The following is a 19,421-nucleotide window of genomic DNA, read 5'->3' as shown; positions in this document are numbered from 1 at the left end:
TTCCCGCCCTCCCGCACGCCCGGGTCCCGCTCCTTGCGCACCTGCCCGGAGCCCGCCCCCGCCGCGCGGCCGGATCCGTTCCTTCCGCGCGCCCGGGGCCCGCCCGCGCACGCGCTCTTTGCCGGACCTCCTCCCTTTCCCAGGACTGACAGACATGTTCCGTACCGCCCTGCGCAATGTGCTCGCGCACAAGGCCAGGCTGCTGATGACCGTGCTCGCCGTGATGCTCGGCGTGGCCTTCGTATCCGGCACCCTGGTCTTCACCGACACCCTCGGCAACGCCTTCCGCAACCAGTCGGCGAAGAGCTACGACGACATCGCCGTCGCCGTCACCACCCGGGCCGACCAGCGCGACCCGAAGGCGCCCGGTGGCGTCACCACCGCCGGCCTGGCGAAGATCCAGGGCCTGGACGGCGTCGACACCGCCACCGGCCGCGTCAACGGCTTCGCCGGGGTCGCCGACCCCGACGGCAAGCTGATCGGCAACGGCTGGTCCAACACCGGCGCCAACTTCTTCCCCGGCAAGGACGGCAAGGACGCCGCGTACACCTTCGTCGACGGCAAGGGCCCGGACGCGGCCGACCGGATCGCGCTCGACGAACACACCGCGAAGAAGGGCAAGTACGAGGTCGGCGACCGGGTCCGGGTCGCCACCAACGGGCCGGTGAAGGAGTACACCCTCTCCGGTGTCTTCACCACCGAGGACGGCGCCGTCAACGCGGGCGGCAGCCTGGTCCTCTTCGAGACTCCCGTCGCCCAGAAGCTGTACCTGCGGCCCGGCGAGTTCATGAGCGTCGACATCTCCGCCGCGTCCGGCACCTCCGCCGACAAGCTGCTGGCCGAGGTGACGCCGCTGCTGCCGAAGGGCGCCGACGCCCGGACCGGCCATGACCTCGCCGATGAGCAGGCCCGAGGCATCGAAGACAGCATGAGCAGCCTCAACTCGATGCTGCTCGCCTTCGCCGCGATCGCGCTCTTCGTCGGGATCTTCCTGATCGCCAACACCTTCACCATGCTGGTCGCCCAGCGCACCAAGGAACTGGCCCTGATGCGCGCCGTCGGCGCGTCCCGCCGCCAGGTCAAGCGCTCGGTGCTGCTGGAGGCGGCCGTGGTCGGCCTGCTCGCGTCGGTCATCGGCTTCGCGCTCGGCCTCGGACTCGCCGTCGGCCTGCGCTCCGCGATGAGTCTGATAGGCGGGAAGATCCCGGCCGGACCGCTCGTCGTCTCGCCCACCGCGGTCGCCGCGGCGCTCGCGGTCGGTGTGCTGATCACCGTGCTGGCCGCCTGGCTGCCCGCCCGCCGGGCCGCGAAGATCCCGCCGGTGGCGGCGATGAACAGCGTGCACGCGACCGCGACGGTCAAGTCCCTGGTGCTGCGCAACTCGATCGGCGGCGCACTCACCGCGCTGGGTTGCGCGGTCATCGCGGCGGGCGCGTCCATGGGCTCGGACGGCCGGACGATCATCGGGGTCGGCGCGTTCTTCGCGCTGATCGGTGTCATCGTGCTGATCCCGCTGCTGTCGCGGCCGGTCATCGCGCTGGTCCGCCCGCTGCTGAAGAAGCTGTTCGGGGTCTCCGGCAAGCTGGCCGCGCAGAACGCGGTCCGTAACCCGCGTCGTACCGGCGCCACCGCTTCCGCCCTGGCGATCGGGCTCACCCTGGTCACCGGCATCTCGGTCCTCGGCGTCACTGTCGGCGCGGCGGTCGACCGGATGACGACGGACAACATCAAGGCCGACTACATGGTCTCGATGGCGAACGGGGACGTGCTCGACCCGTCGGCGCTCGCCGCCCTGGAGAAGGCCGACGGCGTCGAGGCCATCACGCCCCACCAGTACGCCTGGCCGAAGGTCGGCGGCGAAGACCTCATGGCCTCCGGGGTCGCCCCCGCCGACGTGTCGAAGCTCTTCGCCATCAAGATGGTCTCCGGCTCGGTCGACTCCCTCGGCGACAGCCGGATCGCCGTCGACGAGAAGAGCGCCAAGTCGAACGGCTGGAAGACCGGGGACACCGTCGCGGTCGAGTACGAGGACGGCAAGAAGGAGAAGCTGAAGGTCGCGGGGGTCTACAAGGACAACGATTTCCTGCACTCCGTCCTGATGTCGAAGGACCTCCTGAGCCGGCACACGGACCACCCGTACATCCATGAGATCTGGCTGAAGATGGACGGCGGCGAGACCGCCGCCAACGAGAAGGTCGTGGTCAAGGCGCTGGGTGACAACCCGGCGATGAGCGTCATCGACCGCCAGGGCATCCGGGACATGGCCGGCGGCGCCATCAACATCGCCCTGAACATCATGTACGGCCTGCTGGCGATGGCCCTGATCATCGCGGTGCTCGGCGTCGTCAACACGCTGGCCATGTCGGTCTTCGAACGCCAGCAGGAGATCGGAATGCTTCGCGCGATCGGCCTCGACCGGCGCCGGGTGAAGCGCATGATCCGGCTGGAGGCCGTGGTCATCTCGCTCTTCGGCGCGGTGATCGGTGTCGCGCTCGGTACGTTCCTCGGATGGGCGATCGGGCAGACCCTGAAGTCCTCGATCCCTGACTACGCCCTGGTCATCCCGTGGGACCGGATCGGGATCTTCCTGCTGCTCGCCGCGCTGGTGGGGGTCTTGGCCTCGCTCTGGCCGGCCCGCAGCGCCGCGAAGCTGAACATGCTGACGGCGATCAAGACGGAGTAGTCCCGAGCCGAGCGGTTCACGGCCGCACGATTCACGGCCGGCGCTTTCACGGCCACTGCTTTTACGGCCGGCGCTTTCACGGCCGAGCGGTTCGTGACCGGACGGCTCACCACCGAGTGGTTCACGGCCGAGGGCCGGTACCCACAGCCCAGCGGGGCGGGTACCGGCCCTCGGTGCGTTCCTTCGGCGCGTGTTCCGGTCAGGTGGTGGCCGTCTCCGTCCACGCACGGGCCCGCAGTGGCATCCGGGAGGCCCCTCCCTGCGCCGGGCGCACCGCGAGGATCTGGTTGACGCCGATCCTGTTGTGTTCGAAGGAGAGCGCGCAGGCGGCCATGTAGAGGCGCCAGACCCTGGCCCGCCCGGCCGAGGTCAGCCGGACCGCGCGGTCCCAGTGCTTCTCCAGGTTGGCGACCCAGCCGCGCAGCGTCAGCGCGTAGTGCTCGCGGATCGACTCGACGTCCCGAGCTTCGAAGCCGGCCTCTTCGAGGATGCTCACGGTCCGTCCCACGGGGGCCAGTTCGCCGTCCGGGAAGACGTACGCGTCGATGAACTCGTCCACGTGGTACGCGGACTCGTCCTTCTCGGGGCGGCGGGCGATCTGATGGTTGAGCAGCCGACCGCCCGGCTTGAGGAGTGCGTGGACGCCGTCGGCGTACTCGCGGAAGCGGACCGCGCCGACGTGTTCCGCCATTCCGATGGACGAAACGGCGTCGTACGGTCCGTCCCTGACGTCCCGGTAGTCCTGAACCCGGATCTCGACCCGGTCGGTCAGTCCCTCGTCCGCGACGCGCTTCCTGGCGTAGGCGGCCTGTTCGGCGGAGAGCGTCACCCCGGTGACCCGGGCACCGTACGCACGGGCCGCGTGGATGGCCATCGAGCCCCAGCCGCAGCCCACGTCGAGGAGCCGGTCGCCCTCCTTCAGCGCAAGCTTGCGGCACACCAGGTCCAGCTTGTCGCGCTGGGCATCCTCCAGGGTCCCGCCGTCCTCCCAGTAGCCGCAGGAGTAGACCATGGACGGGCCGAGGAACAGTTCGTAGAAGTCGTTGCCGACGTCGTAGTGGTGGCTGATGGCTGCCTTGTCGCGTCCCCTGGTGTGCAGGCTGTCGGAGCGGCGGCGCACCTCCTCGGGCGGCGGGGCCGGCGGGAGCCCGGGGCCGGCGAGTCGCAGCAGCCCCTTGCCGAAGGCCCGGGCCTTCGGGTCACGGACCGGGTGGACGGCGTCCCCGGCCGCCACGTCCCGCTCCCAGATGAGCGAGGCCAGCCGGTCCAGGCCCTCGTACAGATCGCCCTCGACATCGATCTCGCCCGCCACCCAGGCGCGGGCCAGGCCCAGTTCGCCCGGTTTCCAGAGCAGCCTGCGCAGTGCGCGCCGGTTGCGGATGACGAGGACGGGGGCACCGGGCGGTCCGGACTCGCTGCCGTCCCAGGCCCGGATCCGAACCGGCAGCCTCTCTCCCAGAAACTCCTCGACGAGAGCGGTCAGCCGCAACGCGGCGTCAGCCATGGCGCACACCTCCGTTGATGGTGTTCACAAAACGCCCAAACATTGCCCAAACATGCCCGAAACGTGTCGGACGCGCCTGGAACCACGCCGGGCGCACGCGGCGCCACGGCGAGGTGCATCACCCTCAACAGTCCACCGAACGCGCCCCATCCCGCTACAGCGCAAGGGAACGGAACGGCAAAACACCTGCATGGCACACGCATTTGGTGGCGCGCCGCCCGTCCGACGGCCCGGACGGGCGCACGCCACCCGTGGTCCGGCGCCCCGCGCCGCGGCACGCCGGACATCCGGGCACCCGAGCACGCCGAAGGGGCCGCCCGCACCACGGATGGCGGGCGGCCCCTTCGGGCGTCGTGCGCGTACTACCGGGCGCCGTGCGGGTGAGTGGACCCGCGACGGAGCGTCAGGATGCCTTGGCCTTCTCACCCTCGAGCTTGGCGGCGGGGGCCGGGGCCGGCTTGGCGGCCTCGTAGAACTCCTCGCGCGGCGACTCGATGGCACCGAGAGAGACGACCTCGCGCTTCAGGAACATGGCGAGGGTCCAGTCGGCGAAGACGCGGATCTTGCGGTTCCAGGTCGGCACCGCCATGCCGTGGTAGGCACGGTGCATGTACCAGGCGAGACGGCCCCTGAGCTTGATCTTCATCTTGCCCAGGTTGATCATCGCGACGCCCTTGTGCAGCCCCAGACCGGCGACGGCACCCTTGTTGGCGTGGCTGTACTCCTTCTGCGGGAAGCCGCGCATCCCGGCGATGACGTTGTCACCCAGGACCTTGGCCTGACGCAGCGCGTGCTGGGCGTTCGGCGGGCACCACGCGTTCGGGTTGCCGGCCCGGCGGCCGACCATGTCCGGCACCTGGGCGTTGTCGCCCGCGGCCCAGATGTAGTCGGTGCCCTGCACCTGGAGCTTCTCGGAGGTGTCCACGTGGCCGCGCGGGCCGAGCGGCAGACCGAATCGGGCGAGCGCCGGGTTCGGCTTCACACCGGCGGTCCACACGATGGTGCCGGCGTCGACCTCCAGGCCGTTCTTCAGCACCACGTGACCGTCGACGCATGAGTCCATGGAGGTTCCGAGGAAGACCTCGATGCCGCGGGACTCCAGGTGCTCACGGCCCCAGACGCCCAGCTTCGGGCCGACCTCGGGCAGGATCTTGTCGGCGGCGTCGACGAGGATGAAGCGCATGTCCTCGCGCTTCACGTTCGTGTAGTACTTCGCCGCGTCGCGGGCCATGTCCTCGACCTCGCCGATGGTCTCGGCACCGGCGAAACCGCCACCCACGAAGACGAAGGTGAGCGCCTTGCGGCGGACTTCCTCGTCGGTCGTCGATTCGGCCTTGTCCAGCTGTTCCAGGACGTGGTTGCGCAGGCCGATGGCCTCCTCGACACCCTTCATGCCGATGCCCTGCTCGGCGAGGCCGGGGATCGGGAAGGTGCGGGAGACCGCGCCCAGCGCGATGACCAGGTAGTCGAAGGGCAGCTCGTACGCCTCGCCGACGAGCGGGGCGACCGTGGCGACCTTGCGGTCCTGGTCGATGGTGGTGACCCGGCCGGTGAGAACCTCGGCCTTCGGCAGTACGCGCCGCAGCGGGACGACGACGTGCCGGGGCGAGATGTTGCCGGCGGCGGTTTCGGGGAGGAAGGGCTGGTACGTCATGTACGAGCGCGGGTCGACGACCGTGACGGTCGCCTCTCCGTAGCGCATCTTCTTCAGAATGCGTCGAGCTGCGTACAGGCCTACGTACCCACCGCCTACTACGAGGATCCTGGGACGCTCCGTGGTGCTCATGGCATCGAGTATCCACCCCGCTCCACGGGCCCCCTCGTGAGCCCCTTCACAAGGTTGACCCAACCCTCTGCTACACTGCCCCGCCCACGTGACCGAGGTCATGACACCAAAAGGGAACCAGAGAGCCCGGACGGACGTTGTTCACCGCTTGTGAGCTGGACCTTGTGTCCGAAGAGGCAGTGGACCACCACCCCGGCCCGACTCACGGGAACACGATCGAAACAGCGCTGAACCGGTGTGGAACGACGCCGCGAACGGCTCCTGAGCCCCGCACGGACCGGAACCGCCCTTCACGGGGCCGAATTACTTGTGAAGAAGTTCACGAACTTTGTCGCAGGATGCCCCTCCGGGCCCTCCGCAACCGGCCCCCGGCGGCTGGAAAGCGCAGGCGGGAACGCGCGTGAGCGCGACCGGCACACCCCTTGCCGCAGCGCCTGCGGCAAGGCCGCCTCCGGGCCGGTGAACGTGCCATCCTCGTCGTCGGGGCAGGCGACCGGCGTGACGTCCACCGCAACCCTCAATGCCCCGCCCCGGCGCCCTCGCCGCCGCTCGTCGCCGGCCGTCAGTCCTCGCCCGCCGCGTACCACGCGATCCCGTCGAGGATGTCGTGCTCGCTGACGACGACCTCGCGCGCGCCGGCCCGTCGCATCACGGCGAGCAGGATCAGCGCCCCGGAGGTGATCACGTCGACCCGCCCCGGGTGCATCGCGCCGATCGCCGCGCGCTCGGCGTGCGTGGAGGCGGCGAGGCGCGCGGTGATCGCCTCGACCTGTTCCAGGGAGACCCGGGAATGGTGGATCGCCTCGGAGTCGTACGTGTCGAGTCCGAGGGCGATCGCGGCGACCGTGGTGACCGTCCCGGCCAGGCCGACGAGGGTGGCGGCATCCGTGAGCGGGACGCTCTCCTCGGCAAGGTCGAGAGCCGCCTCGACATCGGCGCTGATCGCGGCGATCTGACCAGGAGTCGGCGGATCGGTCACGACGCCGTCGCGCACGAGGTGGCGCTCGGTCATGCGCACGCAGCCCATGTCCACGGAGCGCGCCGCCCGCACGTGGTCGTCGCCGACGACGAACTCGGTGGAGCCGCCACCGATGTCCACGACGAGGTACGGCTTCGCGAGGTGGTCGCGGCCCGCGAGCTCCTTGGTGGCGCCGGTGAAGGAGAACTCCGCCTCCTGGCCGCCGCTGATCACCTCGGGCTCGACGCCCAGGATGTCCAGCACGCCGCGGACGAACTCGTCGCGGTTCTCCGCGTCGCGCGAGGCGGACGTGGCGACGAAACGGATCCGCCGCACCCCGTGCTTCTCGATCACCTCCGCGTACCGGCGACAGGCGTCGAACGTCCGCTCCAGCGCCTCGGGGGCGAGCCGGCCGGTGCGGTCGACGCCCTGACCGAGGCGGACGATCTCCATCCGGCGGTCGAGCTCGACGAACTCACCGGTGGACGGGTCGGCCTCGGCGACGAGCAGACGGATGGAGTTGGTACCGCAGTCGATGGCGGCCACGCGGGTCATGGGGTGCTCCTGTGGAGAGTCGGGCCTCTCGGGCCCCGCCGGGGGACGAGGGGCGGGGCGCGGCCCTCGTACCGGCCCCGGCGGCGGCCGAGGGGCGCGGGTCGGGGGCCGGAGCCCCCGTGGGAACGGTCAGCCCTCGTCGTCCGGTGCGCAGGGCGTCACGCACGGCCCCTTGCTCCACCACTCCGGCAGCATCGCGATCGCCTCGTCGCCCAGTGGGTTCACCCCGGGGCCCGCCGCCAGCGAGTGCGCGACCAGCACGTGCAGGCATTTCACCCGGTCCGGCATGCCGCCCGCGCTGGGGAAGCCCTCCAGCACCTCGATGGCGTCGCGCCGGGCGATGTAGTCCTCGTGCGCGGCCCGGTAGGCGGCGGCCAGGTCGGGGTCGGTGCCGAGGCGCTCGGTCATGTCCTTCATGACGCCGTTCGCCTCCAGCGTGCCGATCGCGGAGGCGGCGCGCGGGCACGTCAGGTAGTACGTCGTCGGGAACGGCGTGCCGTCCTCCAGCCGGGGCTGCGTCTCGACCACGTCCGGGTTGCCGCACGGGCAGCGGTGCGCGATCGCGCGCAGCCCGCGCGGCGGGCGGCCCAGCTGCTGCTGGAACGCGGCGATGTCCGCCTCGGTGGGCTCGGTGGGCTCGGTCTGCGGAGGGGGGGTTTCCATGCCTGCCTAGGTTCTGGGGTTCTGACGGTACTGACTGATGTTCTGACAGTACTGAGGTTCTGGAGGATCCAGGGATCCGTGGACCGGGGTCCGGGGGGTCCTGGGATCCAGGGGTTCGGTGCTCCGGGGTCCGGGTGTGTTCCGGGAGCGGACGGGAGCGGGACAGGAGGGCTACGGGCGCTGGGATCAGCCGCGGTCGGCGCTGTCGACCCCGTCCCAGAGGTTCTCGTGCCACGGCCGGTCGGACCCGTCCGTCTCGCCGTCGCGTTCCTTGACCGCGTCGGGGTCGATCACCGTGTAGCCCGTCTCCCCGGGGAGAAGATAGTGCAGGTGCTTACGGGCCAGCTGTCTGATGTACGCGTCGTCCTGGAGCCGCGCCTTCTCGTCGCGCAGCTCCTCGGTTCGGGCCCGGGCCTCCCGAGCCAGCCGCTCCTGGTCGGCGATCTCGTCCCGCTGCGACACGTACTGCCGTATCGGGTACGCGAGCGCGACCACGAGGGAGCAGACGACGAGGGCGAGGAAGGCGGCTCGGCCGGTGAGCCGGGAGCGGCGGTCCTGCCGACGGGTCTGCGACCGGTAGACGCGGGCCGCGGTCTGCTCCCCGAGCAGTCGCAGCCGGGTCGCGGTGGAGAACCGGTCCCGGTCCTTCGCGGCCATGTCTCCGCCTCCCCTTCACACACGTCCGTCCCCGCACACGGTACGGGACCGCGTACGGGGACGGACGGAGGCCGGGTCCTCCGGGGCCCGTGCGGGCCCGGCCCTTGAAACGTCCTGGGGACTCAGCCCTTGAAACGGGGGAACGCCGAGCGGCCGGCGTACACCGCGGCGTCATCGAGGATCTCCTCGATGCGCAGCAGCTGGTTGTACTTGGCGACGCGGTCCGAACGGGCCGGGGCGCCGGTCTTGATCTGGCCGCAGTTCACCGCGACGGCGAGGTCGGCGATGGTGACGTCCTCGGTCTCGCCGGAGCGGTGCGACATCATGCACTTGAAGCCGTTGCGCTGGGCGAGCTCGACGGCGTCCAGGGTCTCGGTCAGCGAACCGATCTGGTTGACCTTGACGAGCAGGGCGTTGGCGGAGCCCTCCTCGATGCCGCGGGCCAGGCGCTCGGGGTTGGTGACGAACAGGTCGTCACCGACGATCTGCACCTTGGTGCCGAGCTTCTCCGTGATGATCTTCCAGCCGGCCCAGTCGTCCTCGTACAGCGGGTCCTCGATGGAGACCAGCGGGTACGCGGAGACGAGCTCCTCGTAGTACTCGGTCATCTCGGCGGCCGAGCGGGACTTGCCCTCGAACTCGTACGCGCCGTCCTTGTAGAACTCGGACGCGGCGACGTCGAGCGCGAGCGCGATGTCCTTGCCCGGGACGTAGCCGGCTTCCTTGATGGCCTCGATGATGAGGTCGAGGGCGGCGCGGTTCGACTCCAGGTTCGGCGCGAAGCCGCCCTCGTCGCCGAGGCCGGTCGACAGCCCCTTGCCCTTCAGGACCTTCTTCAGCGTGTGGTAGACCTCGGCACCCCAGCGCAGGGCCTCGGAGAAGGACTCCGCGCCGATCGGGGCGATCATGAACTCCTGGATGTCCACGTTGGAGTCGGCGTGCGACCCACCGTTGAGGATGTTCATCATCGGGACGGGCAGCAGGTGCGCGTTCGGGCCGCCGAGGTAGCGGAACAGCGGCAGGTCCGCCGCCTCGGAGGCGGCGTGCGCGACGGCCAGCGACACGCCGAGAATGGCGTTGGCGCCGAGCGAGCCCTTGTTCTCGGTGGCGTCCAGGTCGAACATCGCCTGGTCGATCAGCCGCTGCTCGGTCGCGTCGTAGCCGACGAGCTCCGGGCCGATCTGCTCGATCACGGCGAGGACGGCCTTCTCGACGCCCTTGCCCTGGTAGCGGTCGGGGTCGCCGTCGCGAAGCTCAATGGCCTCGAAGGCACCGGTGGAGGCGCCGGACGGCACGGCAGCACGGCCCGTGCTGCCGTCGTCGAGGCCGACCTCGACCTCGACCGTGGGGTTCCCCCGGGAGTCGAGGATTTCCCGGGCTACGACGACGTCGATGGACGGCACGAGGCATCTCCTTCTGGAATATGACACTGGTTCTGCAGGGTCACTGTGGCCTTGCGACAAGAGCCTAACCGGCCCCGCCCGCCCAGCCCGACGACCGCCCGCCCCCTGGGATGAAAAAGGACCCGGTAGCACACGATCCCGGACAAATGGCCAGAACATTACGGATCAGTGACTACAACAGTTGAACGACCGCCCCGGACCGACCCGGACGAGCTCGGACGCCCCCAACGACGCCGGATACGGCGAACGGCTGACGCGGCGGCGGACACGACGGCGACGGACCGCGGTCGCTCGGAACGACCACGGTCGCGCGGGCCGTGGCCACCGAGCAGAAACCCCCGGCCCGGCACGCACGGGGAACGCGCGCCGGGCCGGGGTGTCCGAGGGGGCGGAACATCCGGGGCGCCGGAGAAACCGGGGGTCCAGGGATCCGGCATGTCCGGGGTATGTGGTGACACCCCGAATGCCCTGGACGTCCCGTAGGCCCATGGGCGTCTCGGACGTGGGACGCGGGATACGGAGTACGGGGTGTCCGGGCGAGGAGAGGAGGCGCCGGAACTACTTCGTCAGGTGCAGCTGCTGACCCGGGTAGATCAGGTCGGCGTCCTTGACGATGTCCTTGTTCAGCTCGAACAGCTGCTGCCAGCCGCCCGTGACGCCACGCTCGGCGGCGATCTTGCTGAGCGTGTCGCCGGAGACCACCTTGTACTCGCCGTCACCCTTCTTGACCTTCTCGCCGGTCGGGGTGGTGACGGTCTTCTTCGCCCCGGCCTGCGGGGCGGCGGGGCGGTCGGAGCGGGAGGCGGGAGCCTCGGCGCGCTCGACCTTCTTCGGCTGGGCCTGCTGCGACTGCTGAGCGGGGGCCGCCTGGGTGCTCTGCTTCTGGGCGGCGCCGGAGCTCTTCGAGGAGGTGTCGACGCCCGGGTCGACGCCGTCGTTGCGCAGGTTGCCGGCGGCGGCACAGCCCCAGGCGCCCGGGCCCTGCATGTCGAGGAGCCGCTCGGCGGTGGCGATCTGCTGGGCCTTGGTGGCCAGGTCGGCGCGCGGCGCGTACTTCAGACCACCGGCGGCGGCCCAGCTGGACTGCGAGAACTGCAGGCCGCCGTAGTAGCCGTTGCCGGTGTTGATGGACCAGTTGCCACCGGACTCGCACTGGGCGACGGCGTCCCACGTGGCGACGGAGGCGGCGGAGGCGCTGGTCGCCCCCATCAGCGGGACGGCGACGGCGGAGCCGGCGACTCCGGCGAGCGTGGCGACGCGGACGGCCTTGGACGGGCGGCGGTGCTTGCCCTTGCCGGAAAACAGCATGGAGGTCTCCTCACCGACGCCTACGAGGTGAGCTGTCGGGTTCGGGCCGAGTGAGTTGCCCGGTCGCACGTCCTAGCACGCGACTTCACCCCAAGCCGGTCCTGACGCGTCTTCCGACGATCAGGGCCGACGCCTACCTGGGTCCCCCGCTCCTGCCTACGGCGCATGAACGCGTCTGTTCCCTCCGACCGACGGCAGGATTCGGCGTGACGGTCGACGGGGCCCGCGGTGCGAGCGGTTACGACCGTAATCACATATAAGCCCCACATTCAATGATGGACACTTCGGACAATCCCCCCTCTCCCGCATGTGAGGAACCGTGGTTTTCGCAGGTGGGGAGCGATACGGACGGGACTTCCCGACGCAACACGCCAATTGGCACAAAGAGACCCATGTCTCACTCGCTTGCAAGTGGACACGGGTCTCGGGAGCGCCCCGTCCCTGAGGCGCCGTCAGCCGGTCAACGACCCCGGCCTCAGTCGGATTCCACGCCGACCTCAAGGCTCTGGCCAGGGAGGATGAGATCCGGATCGGAGCCGACGACCTCTTTGTTGGCCTCATAGAGCGCGGGCCAGCCGCCGGGAACGTTCTGCGCGTCAGCGATCGCCCAGAGATTGTCACCGGGGCGGACGGTGTACGCGCTACCGGCGGCCGGGGAGGCCGCGTCGCGCCCGCCGCCTTCGCCGCGCGAGGCGTGACGGCCCGACTCGCGGTCGGCCCCTCGCCCTTCCTCGGCGGCCGGCACACCGCGATGCTTGCCGCCCGCACCGCCGGACGCGCCTGAATCCCCGGAGGTTCCCGGGACCTCCGGGGTCGCTGGTGTCCCGGATGCCTCTGACGGGGCGACAGAAGTGTCGGAGTCGCCTATTTCCACTGATTCGGACGAATGACGCGTATCGGAGGGCGAGGCGGCCGACCCGGTCGGCGAGGGCGTGGCACGGCCCCCGCCCTCGGCGCTCGGCTCACCCGTGCCGCCCGAAGGCGTGGCGTCACCGCCGGACGGGGACTTTGACGCCCCATCAGTCGACTTCGCTCCGCTCTCCACCCCGGCGCCGCCCGGCGCCTGTGCACCCCGCTCCGGCCCGGCGCTGCTCGCGGACTGCTCGGAGGACGTCGACCCCGGGTCGACCCCGGGCAGTCCCCCGCCCGTCGTGAGGCCGGAGATGGGCGCACAGCTCGGCCACGCCTGCGGTCCCCGGTCGCTCAGGATCTTCTGGGCCACCGCGATCTGCTGGGCGCGGCTGGCGAGGTCGGCGCGCGGGGCGTACGCCTCACCGCCGTACGCCTTCCAGATCTCCGGGGTGAGCTGGAGGCCGCCGTAGGAGCCGTTCCCGAAGTCGGCGCTCCAGGATCCCCCGCTCTCGCACTCGGCCACCCGGTCCCATGTCGCGGAGTCGGCCGCCTGCGCGGCGCCCGCACCGAGCAGCGGGATGGCGATGGCGGATCCCGTCACGCCCGCCGCGACGATGATGGCGGGTGCCTGACGAGGGCGACGGTGTCTGCCGTTCGCGGAGCCCATGAGGTTGCCTTCCGTGTGACGGACGAGTGCATACGAGCGACCGGTGGGTCGAACGGTGAACCTAACCGGACTCGAACGCGTGTCACAAGTCGGTGCAGCGCGGATCACGCACACATCACAGTTCTGACGGGGCGTCAAAAACGGCGCTGGACGGGCCGGGGTCCGAACTCCACGGGGAGCGTGCGCAGTCCGCGCATGATGAGCCCGCCGCGCCACCGCAATTCGGTGGGTTCCACCGCGAGCCGCAGGTCGGGCAGGCGTCTGAGCAGTGTGGCGAGCGCGGTCTGTCCCTCCAGCCGGGCGAGCGGTGCGCCGAGGCAGTAGTGGATGCCGTGCCCGTATCCGAGGTGCTGATTGTCGCGTCGGGCGAGGTCGAGCGTGTCGGGGCCCTCGAAGCGCGCCGGGTCGCGGTCGGCGGCGGCGAGCACGACCAGTACGGGGTCGCCGACCGCGATGTTCCGGCCGCCGAGTGTCAGCGGCTCGGTGGCGAACCGCCAGGTCGCCAGTTCCACCGGGCCGTCGTAACGCAGCAGTTCCTCGATCCCGGTCTCCAGCAGCTCCCCCTCCCCGGCGTCGAGGGAGCGTTGCAGCCGGTCTCGCTGGGCGGGGTTGCGCAGCAGCGCGTACATCCCGTTGCCGATGAGGTTGACGGTCGTCTCGAAACCGGCGAAGAGCAGGATGAAGGCCATGGCGGCGGCCTCGTTCTCGGTGAGGTGCTCGCCGTGGTCACTGGCCCGGATCAGCCCGGAGATCAGGTCGTCCCCGGGGTTCTCCCGTTTGCGGTGGATGAGTTCGGCGAGATAGCCCCGCATCTTCTTCACCGACCGGGCGACCCCGCCGCGCGGGCCGCCGCCGTGCCGGATCATCATGCCCGCCCAGTCCCGGAAGTCGTCCTGGTCCTCGCGCGGGACGCCGAGCAGGTCGCAGATCGCGTAGATGGGGAGCGGGAAAGCGAAGTCGTGGATGAGGTCCGCACTGCCATTCCCGGCGAAGTCGTCGATGAGCCGGTCCGTGAGCTCCTGCACGCGCGGTGCGAACGCGGCCACCCGGCGCGGGGTGAACGCCTTCGAGACCAGGCGGCGCAGCCGGGTGTGGTCGGGCGGGTCGATGTTCAGCAGGTGCGTCATCAGCTCCGCCTTGCGCTCGCCCGGGATGCCGGTCTTCCCCTTGGCGTGCGCGGGCTCGGCGTGGTGCGCCGGGTTCTTGGAGAGCCGCGCGTCGGCGAGCGCCTGCCGGGCGTCCGCGTACCGGGTCACCAGCCACGCCTCGACGCCGCTGGGCAGCGAGGTGCGGTGCACGGGGCTGTGCTCGCGCAGCCAGGCGTAGGCGGGGTACGGGTCGGTGGCGAACTCCCATGTGAAGAGTTCGGGGGCGTCCGCGGGGCAGGTGGCGGGGGCCTCCGCGGGCCGGTCGGCAGGTCGGTCGTCGGGGCTGTGGTTCACCCTTTGACGTTATCCGCCGCCCCTCGGAGCCGACCCCGCCGCCCTGGAGGGAGGTACGTCGGCCGCGGTCCCGGAGGCGTGCCGGCGCCGTACGGGGGTGCTGTGCCAGGAGGATGGGGACCGGGGTGCGCGCCGACCGCAGCCCCGTGCCCTGCGCCGCCCGTATATGAATATGCGCCTCCGTTACGGATATGAGGGAGGCCGTCCGTTTCTCCCGGGTGCAGGTCAGCCGTTGCCCTCGGCCGCCCGGATGGCGTCCCGGTAGGCGCGGCCCGCGGCCCTCAGTGCCGCCTCGGGGTCCACGCCGTCCTTTTCGGCGCGTACGGCGAGGGCGAGGAGTTCGTAGCCGATGCCCTGGCCCGTGGGCAGCGGCACGTCGAGCCCGGCGGTACGGACCCGGGAGGCCAGCTTCGCCACCAGCGCCAGTCCGGGCTGGCCGAGCGGCACCCCGTCGGTGACGGAATCGCGCCGCTTCTCGACGGCCTTGGTCCGCAGCCAGTGCGCGTGCACGTCCTCGGGGGTCTCGGCGGTCTCGTCGCCGAAGACGTGCGGGTGGCGGTGGATGAGCTTCTCGACGATGGTCGCCGCCACGTCGTCGACGGAGAAGGGATCCTCCCCTTCCCCGGGGCCGCCCTCCTCGGCGATCCTCGCGTGGAAGACGACCTGGAGGAGTACGTCCCCCAGTTCCTCGCGCAGTTCGTCGCGGTCGCCGTCCTCGATCGCCTCGACGAGTTCGTACGCCTCCTCGATGGCGTACTTGGCGAGGCCCTTGTGGGTCTTCTGCGACGTCCACGGGCATTCGTTCCGGATCCGGTCCATGATCTGGACCAGATCGAGGAGCCGCGCGCCCGGCAGATCGTAGGAGCCGGGCAGCAGCTCCAGGTCCGGCATGCTCACCCGTCCCGAACCGGCGAGCCGTGCCAGCCCGTCGGTCAACGGCTGGTTCCCCTCGCCGCCGGTGAGGACGACGACGGTCCTGCCGCCCGCGCAGGCGTCGACGAGTTCGTGCGCGGTGGGCACGGAGTGCTCGACGTTGACGCCCGCCTCACGCAGATACGGAAGCTGCGGGTTGTCCGGCTCGACGCAGAGCACCCGGTCGGCGGCGCGCAGCGCCTGCCAGGCGGGCCAGGACAGGAGTCCGGGCGCCACGCGGTGGCTGGCGGTGAGCAGGACGATACGGCCGGGGGTTTCGGCACGGCCGGGGGCTTCAGCGTTCACTGTTCGAATCTACCTCCGGTCGAATCCGCCTCCGGCCGATCCGGCCGCCGCCGTGCACGCCGTTCGCCGTGCGTGTTGTTCGCGCCGTTCGCGCACCGGGGCGCCGCGCACGCGCGGCTTCCGCGCCGCCCGAGACCGTCCGGCGCACTCCTACGCGCCGGGCTCCGGGACCGCTCCGGCCGGCTTGGTGACCTGGCTGATCCAGGGGGCCTTGTAGTCGGCGAGCTGGGTCTGCTGGTCGTTCCAGGTGCCGTAGCGCGGATTCACGTCGACCTTCAGCGCCTTCGACGCCTTGCTGAGGGCGTCACCGACGACCTTCTGTCCCTCGGGCTGTCGCAGGTCGGCGCCGAGCGCCTGGGCCAGCTTCGAGAGCTGGACCTGCTCGCGCAGGACGGCGTCGATCTGCTCGGGCGCGACCCAGCTCTGCTGGAGCATCGCCGCCCGCAGCCGCTCCTCTCCCCCGGACTGGGCGACCGCCGCCTTCCTCATCTCCTGGACCTCGTTGCGTTCGACGGTCACGCCCGCGTCCCGGGCGGCCCGGTCGAGGACCCGGTCGAAGATCAGGCCGTGCAGCTTGGCCCGGCCGAGCTGCCCGGACTTGTCGATGAGCTGGTCGGCGTTCCGGGATTCGCGCTGGGCCTCGCGCACGGCCGCCACCTGGCCCTGCACGGTGGACACCTCGATCCGGTCACCGCCGACGAGGGCCGCTGCGCCCGGATGGACCTGACCGCCGCAGGCGGTCAGGAGCGGGGCGCCGACCAGCAGGGCGGCGGAGGCGGAGACGGTGAGCGCGGTGCGACGGCGGCGGTGCAAAGGAACCTCCCGGGGAGACTTTGTGCATCAGTGCACAAGACCTTGCGCTGATCGATGGTAGGCAGTGGAGGTGGCTGGGGCCACTGGTTCGACCAACGATTCAGGCGGAGTTGGAGATGTGGGGGGCGTGTGCGGCCCCAAGGAGCGCGAGTTGCGCGGGTCGCACGGGTCGCAGGCGCTCTACGAGGCACCTGTCCGCCGAGCCCGATCGCGCTGCTCGTCGGCGTCTTCCCGTGCGACCGGGCGGATCTGGCGGTCCACGTCGTCACGCTGTTGAGAACGGCGTCGGCCGCCGCGGCCATGTCCCTGTCGCCGCCGGCCCTGCGCGGTTTGGCCGGTGGTGGGCGGCGGGGCCGGCGCGCAGACCTCGGTGGCGCTCCGCGGAAAGCGAGGCAAAGGTTTGAGGCCGACGGGGCAGGCGGGGTCGTCAGCCGCCCCGGCGGCAGCACACGATCTCACGCCACCAGGGGTCGTGGGGGCGGTCCGTGACATTCCATTGCGGAAGTTTGGCCTGGTCATTACCTGCGGGACAGCCGGTGTCCGCTCTGCCGTGCCGCTCACGACGCCCCGGCGGAGCTTCTGGCGTACGGAGGGGCATGTCCTCAGCCGCCCTGTAACTCCGCCTGGCGGTCGAGTCGTCGGCGCAGTTCCACCGGCAGCGGGTGGTGCGGCCCGTAAGTGCGCTCCGCGTCGTACAGCAGCGCCTGGAGCTGTACGCGCGCGCCCGCGTGGTCGCCGAGCGCGAGCAGCAGATGTCCGATGCGGTTGCGGATCTCGAAGGAGCGGGCGGGGTCGCCGCCGGTGGCCCGGTGGTTCTCGCAGTACGGGAGCACCGCGCGGTACTCGGCGAGCGCGGCGGCCGGTTCGCCGATCTGTTCCAGGCACTGGGCCGCGTCCTGGCGGAACTGGAGCAGTTGGGCGTCGGCCGGGCCGGCTTGCGCCGCGCGGTCGTCGGCGAGGCGGCGCAGCTCGGGCAGGGCGCGGCGGTACTGACCGTCGTCCATCAGCGTCGCCGCGTACTGCTTGCGGAGGATGCGGACCACGGCGGAGTCCTCACCGTGCTGTTCGGCCGCGGCGGGGAGGAGGGACCCGAGGATGTCCACGGCCTGGGTGATGCGGCCCTCGCCGAGCAGTTGCTTGACCTCGTCGACGGCGGCGGCGACATCGGGCCGGGCCGCCGCCGGACCCGCCTGGGCGGCCGACGTCGGCAGGAGCACGGGCGCGGACACCGGCGACGGGGACAGGGCTGCGCCCCGGTCGGGCCACGGGGCGTGCGGGCGCAGGAAGGGGCGGGTCGGGTCGAGCGGCCCGGTGGGCAGCCCGGCGCCTCGGACGGGAAGCAGCGGCGCGAGGTGCTCGTACACCTCCTGGGCGTCGGCCGGGCGGTGCTGCGGGTCCTTGGCGAGCAGGCGCAGCACCAGCGCTTCGAGCGGCTCGGGGATGTCCGGCCGTACGCGGCGGACCGGGAGCGGCGGTTCATGGAGGTGGCGGTGGAGCACGCCCAGAGCGGTGGATCCCGCGAACGGCACGTCCCCGCTGAGGAGTTCGTGGAGGAGCGCGCCGAGCGCGTACAGGTCGGTGTACGGGCCGACGGCACCGCCCATCGCCTGCTCGGGCGCCATGTAGGCCGGGGAACCGATCGGTGAGCCGGTGTGGGTGAGACGGGTGGTGTCGGTGTCCAGTACGGAGGCGACGCCGAGGTCCAGGACGGTGACGGCGCCGTCCGGCCGCACGATCACGTTGCGGGGTTTCAGGTCGCGGTGGACGATCGGGACCGCGTGCACGGCACACAGGACGGCGCACAACTGGGCGGCGACGGACACGGCCCACTGCCAGGGGTACGGGTCGTGCTCGGCGAGATGATCGGCGAGGTCGGCGCCCTCGACGTACTGCATGACGAGGTACAGGTCCTCGCCGTCGCTGCCCGCGTCGTGGACGGTGACCAGTCCGGGGTGGTCGACCTGCGCGGTGATCCGGCACTCGCGGACGAAACGGCGGCGCAGCTCGTCCGCGCCCTGGCTGTCGACGGGGCCGGCGACCCGGTCGGGGCGGAGCAGTTTGACCGCGACCCGGCGGTCGAGGCGCTGGTCGTAGGCCGTCCAGACCTGGCCCATGCCGCCCTGGCCGATGACGGTCGCCAGTTGGTAGCGCCCGGCGACGACACGTCCGCTCACCGGCCCTCCTCCTTGCGGAGGTAGGCGCTCAGCTCATCCAGTTCGGCACGGACCTGATCGATGCGTTGGGGCTGCTGCTGCGGGGGTGACGTGTGCGAAGAGCGGGACGGATGCGAGTCGAAGGCAGGGGCAGGGGCGGAGGTGGCCTGCGGGTGCGGCACAGCGGGCGGCTGTGACTGCGGCTGTGGCGGTAGCTGCGGTTGATACTGCGGCTGCGGTTGATACTGCGGCGGTGGCACGGGGGCGGGTCGCTGCTGCCGCACCGGGCCTGGGAAGGGAGCGGGGCCGAGGGCCCTGGCGGGCGGGGAAACAGGAGCGGCGGGAGGTACGCCCATCGGTGCCATGAGCGGGTATCCGTGTCCCGGTACCGTCGGGTCCCCGTACCCGGTCATGGGCCTCGCCCGCGTGAGCTGCTCGTAGTGGCGGATGTCCTCGACCACGTAGTACCCGACGGCCGCCGCCAGCACCACCAGCAGCAGCGGTATGAGGACGAAGTCGATGCCGGTGGGGTTCTCGTTCCCGTCCCTGCCGAGGATCGGCAGGAGCACGCAGACGAACAGGAAGCCCGCCCCGGCCAGCCACCAGTCGGTCGTGCGGCGGCGCACGGCCGCGAGCCGGAGCAGCGGGGTCCACAGCAGCAGGCCGAGCGAGCACACCGGGAGCACGATGAACAGCACACGCATCGAGATGATCCAGGCCCTGCTGGGGACCCGACGCGGCGGTGCCGGCGGAAGACCC

At 71.1% G+C, this 19,421-nt stretch carries 14 protein-coding genes and 1 riboswitch; of the genes, 1 reads left to right on the top strand and 13 read right to left on the bottom strand.

Translation table 11 applies throughout. From position 1 onward, the window contains the following. Nucleotides 1-154: 154 nt before the first annotated feature. Complete coding sequence (locus ACGF2V_RS17085) at nucleotides 155-2,683, top strand: ABC transporter permease (RefSeq protein ID WP_362618355.1); 2,529 nt, start codon at nucleotides 155-157, stop codon at nucleotides 2,681-2,683. Between the two features lie 199 nt (nucleotides 2,684-2,882). Here the strand turns inward: ACGF2V_RS17085 and ACGF2V_RS17080 are convergent, their stop codons facing one another. The 13 genes from ACGF2V_RS17080 to ACGF2V_RS17020 form a co-directional block, all read right to left on the bottom strand. After that, a complete protein-coding gene (locus ACGF2V_RS17080; RefSeq protein WP_362706678.1) occupies nucleotides 2,883-4,187 on the bottom strand; it encodes a cyclopropane-fatty-acyl-phospholipid synthase family protein in 1,305 nt (434 codons plus the stop codon). A gap of 403 nt (nucleotides 4,188-4,590) precedes the next feature. Further along, nucleotides 4,591-5,973, bottom strand: a complete 1,383-nt coding sequence (locus ACGF2V_RS17075; RefSeq protein ID WP_362618349.1) for an NAD(P)/FAD-dependent oxidoreductase — start codon at nucleotides 5,971-5,973, stop codon at nucleotides 4,591-4,593. Between the two features lie 562 nt (nucleotides 5,974-6,535). Then, the gene (locus ACGF2V_RS17070; protein WP_362618347.1) at nucleotides 6,536-7,486 is read right to left on the bottom strand and encodes a Ppx/GppA phosphatase family protein; all 951 of its coding nucleotides are present in this window, start codon (nucleotides 7,484-7,486) and stop codon (nucleotides 6,536-6,538) included. A 129-nt stretch (nucleotides 7,487-7,615) separates the two neighbouring features. Continuing rightward, nucleotides 7,616-8,149: a DUF501 domain-containing protein gene (locus ACGF2V_RS17065; RefSeq protein ID WP_362618345.1), complete on the bottom strand. Its 534-nt coding sequence runs from the start codon at nucleotides 8,147-8,149 to the stop codon at nucleotides 7,616-7,618. A gap of 186 nt (nucleotides 8,150-8,335) precedes the next feature. Continuing rightward, nucleotides 8,336-8,806: a septum formation initiator family protein gene (locus ACGF2V_RS17060; protein ID WP_362618343.1), complete on the bottom strand. Its 471-nt coding sequence runs from the start codon at nucleotides 8,804-8,806 to the stop codon at nucleotides 8,336-8,338. A gap of 122 nt (nucleotides 8,807-8,928) precedes the next feature. Further along, nucleotides 8,929-10,209 (bottom strand): phosphopyruvate hydratase, encoded by a 1,281-nt coding sequence (gene eno / locus ACGF2V_RS17055; protein ID WP_362618341.1) that lies wholly within the window; start codon nucleotides 10,207-10,209, stop codon nucleotides 8,929-8,931. Between the two features lie 558 nt (nucleotides 10,210-10,767). After that, nucleotides 10,768-11,517 carry a transglycosylase family protein gene (locus tag ACGF2V_RS17050; RefSeq protein ID WP_362618339.1) on the bottom strand — a complete coding sequence of 250 codons (750 nt, stop codon included), beginning with the start codon at nucleotides 11,515-11,517 and terminating at the stop codon, nucleotides 10,768-10,770. Nucleotides 11,518-11,519: 2 nt separating this feature from the next. Further along, a riboswitch (cyclic di-AMP (ydaO/yuaA leader) is annotated at nucleotides 11,520-11,734 on the bottom strand. Between the two features lie 258 nt (nucleotides 11,735-11,992). Further along, nucleotides 11,993-13,036 carry a transglycosylase family protein gene (locus tag ACGF2V_RS17045; protein WP_362706680.1) on the bottom strand — a complete coding sequence of 348 codons (1,044 nt, stop codon included), beginning with the start codon at nucleotides 13,034-13,036 and terminating at the stop codon, nucleotides 11,993-11,995. 134 nt (nucleotides 13,037-13,170) lie between these two features. Further along, nucleotides 13,171-14,478 carry a cytochrome P450 gene (locus ACGF2V_RS17040; protein ID WP_362706683.1) on the bottom strand — a complete coding sequence of 436 codons (1,308 nt, stop codon included), beginning with the start codon at nucleotides 14,476-14,478 and terminating at the stop codon, nucleotides 13,171-13,173. Between the two features lie 225 nt (nucleotides 14,479-14,703). After that, a complete protein-coding gene (locus ACGF2V_RS17035; protein WP_362706686.1) occupies nucleotides 14,704-15,696 on the bottom strand; it encodes a nucleoside triphosphate pyrophosphohydrolase in 993 nt (330 codons plus the stop codon). A gap of 150 nt (nucleotides 15,697-15,846) precedes the next feature. Further along, nucleotides 15,847-16,509 carry a SurA N-terminal domain-containing protein gene (locus tag ACGF2V_RS17030; protein ID WP_362618328.1) on the bottom strand — a complete coding sequence of 221 codons (663 nt, stop codon included), beginning with the start codon at nucleotides 16,507-16,509 and terminating at the stop codon, nucleotides 15,847-15,849. 602 nt (nucleotides 16,510-17,111) lie between these two features. Beyond that, the gene (locus tag ACGF2V_RS17025; protein WP_362706689.1) at nucleotides 17,112-18,683 is read right to left on the bottom strand and encodes a protein kinase; all 1,572 of its coding nucleotides are present in this window, start codon (nucleotides 18,681-18,683) and stop codon (nucleotides 17,112-17,114) included. Continuing rightward, nucleotides 18,680-19,366 (bottom strand): hypothetical protein, encoded by a 687-nt coding sequence (locus ACGF2V_RS17020; RefSeq protein WP_362706692.1) that lies wholly within the window; start codon nucleotides 19,364-19,366, stop codon nucleotides 18,680-18,682. The genes ACGF2V_RS17025 and ACGF2V_RS17020 overlap by 4 nt, the downstream gene beginning before the upstream one ends. Nucleotides 19,367-19,421 lie beyond the last annotated feature (55 nt).

The organism is Streptomyces sp. NPDC047982, assembly GCF_043204165.1.
Lineage (GTDB): Bacteria > Actinomycetota > Actinomycetes > Streptomycetales > Streptomycetaceae > Streptomyces.
The sequence above is the reverse complement of the archived record's forward strand: the minus strand, read 5'-3'. Positions and strand labels throughout refer to the sequence as shown.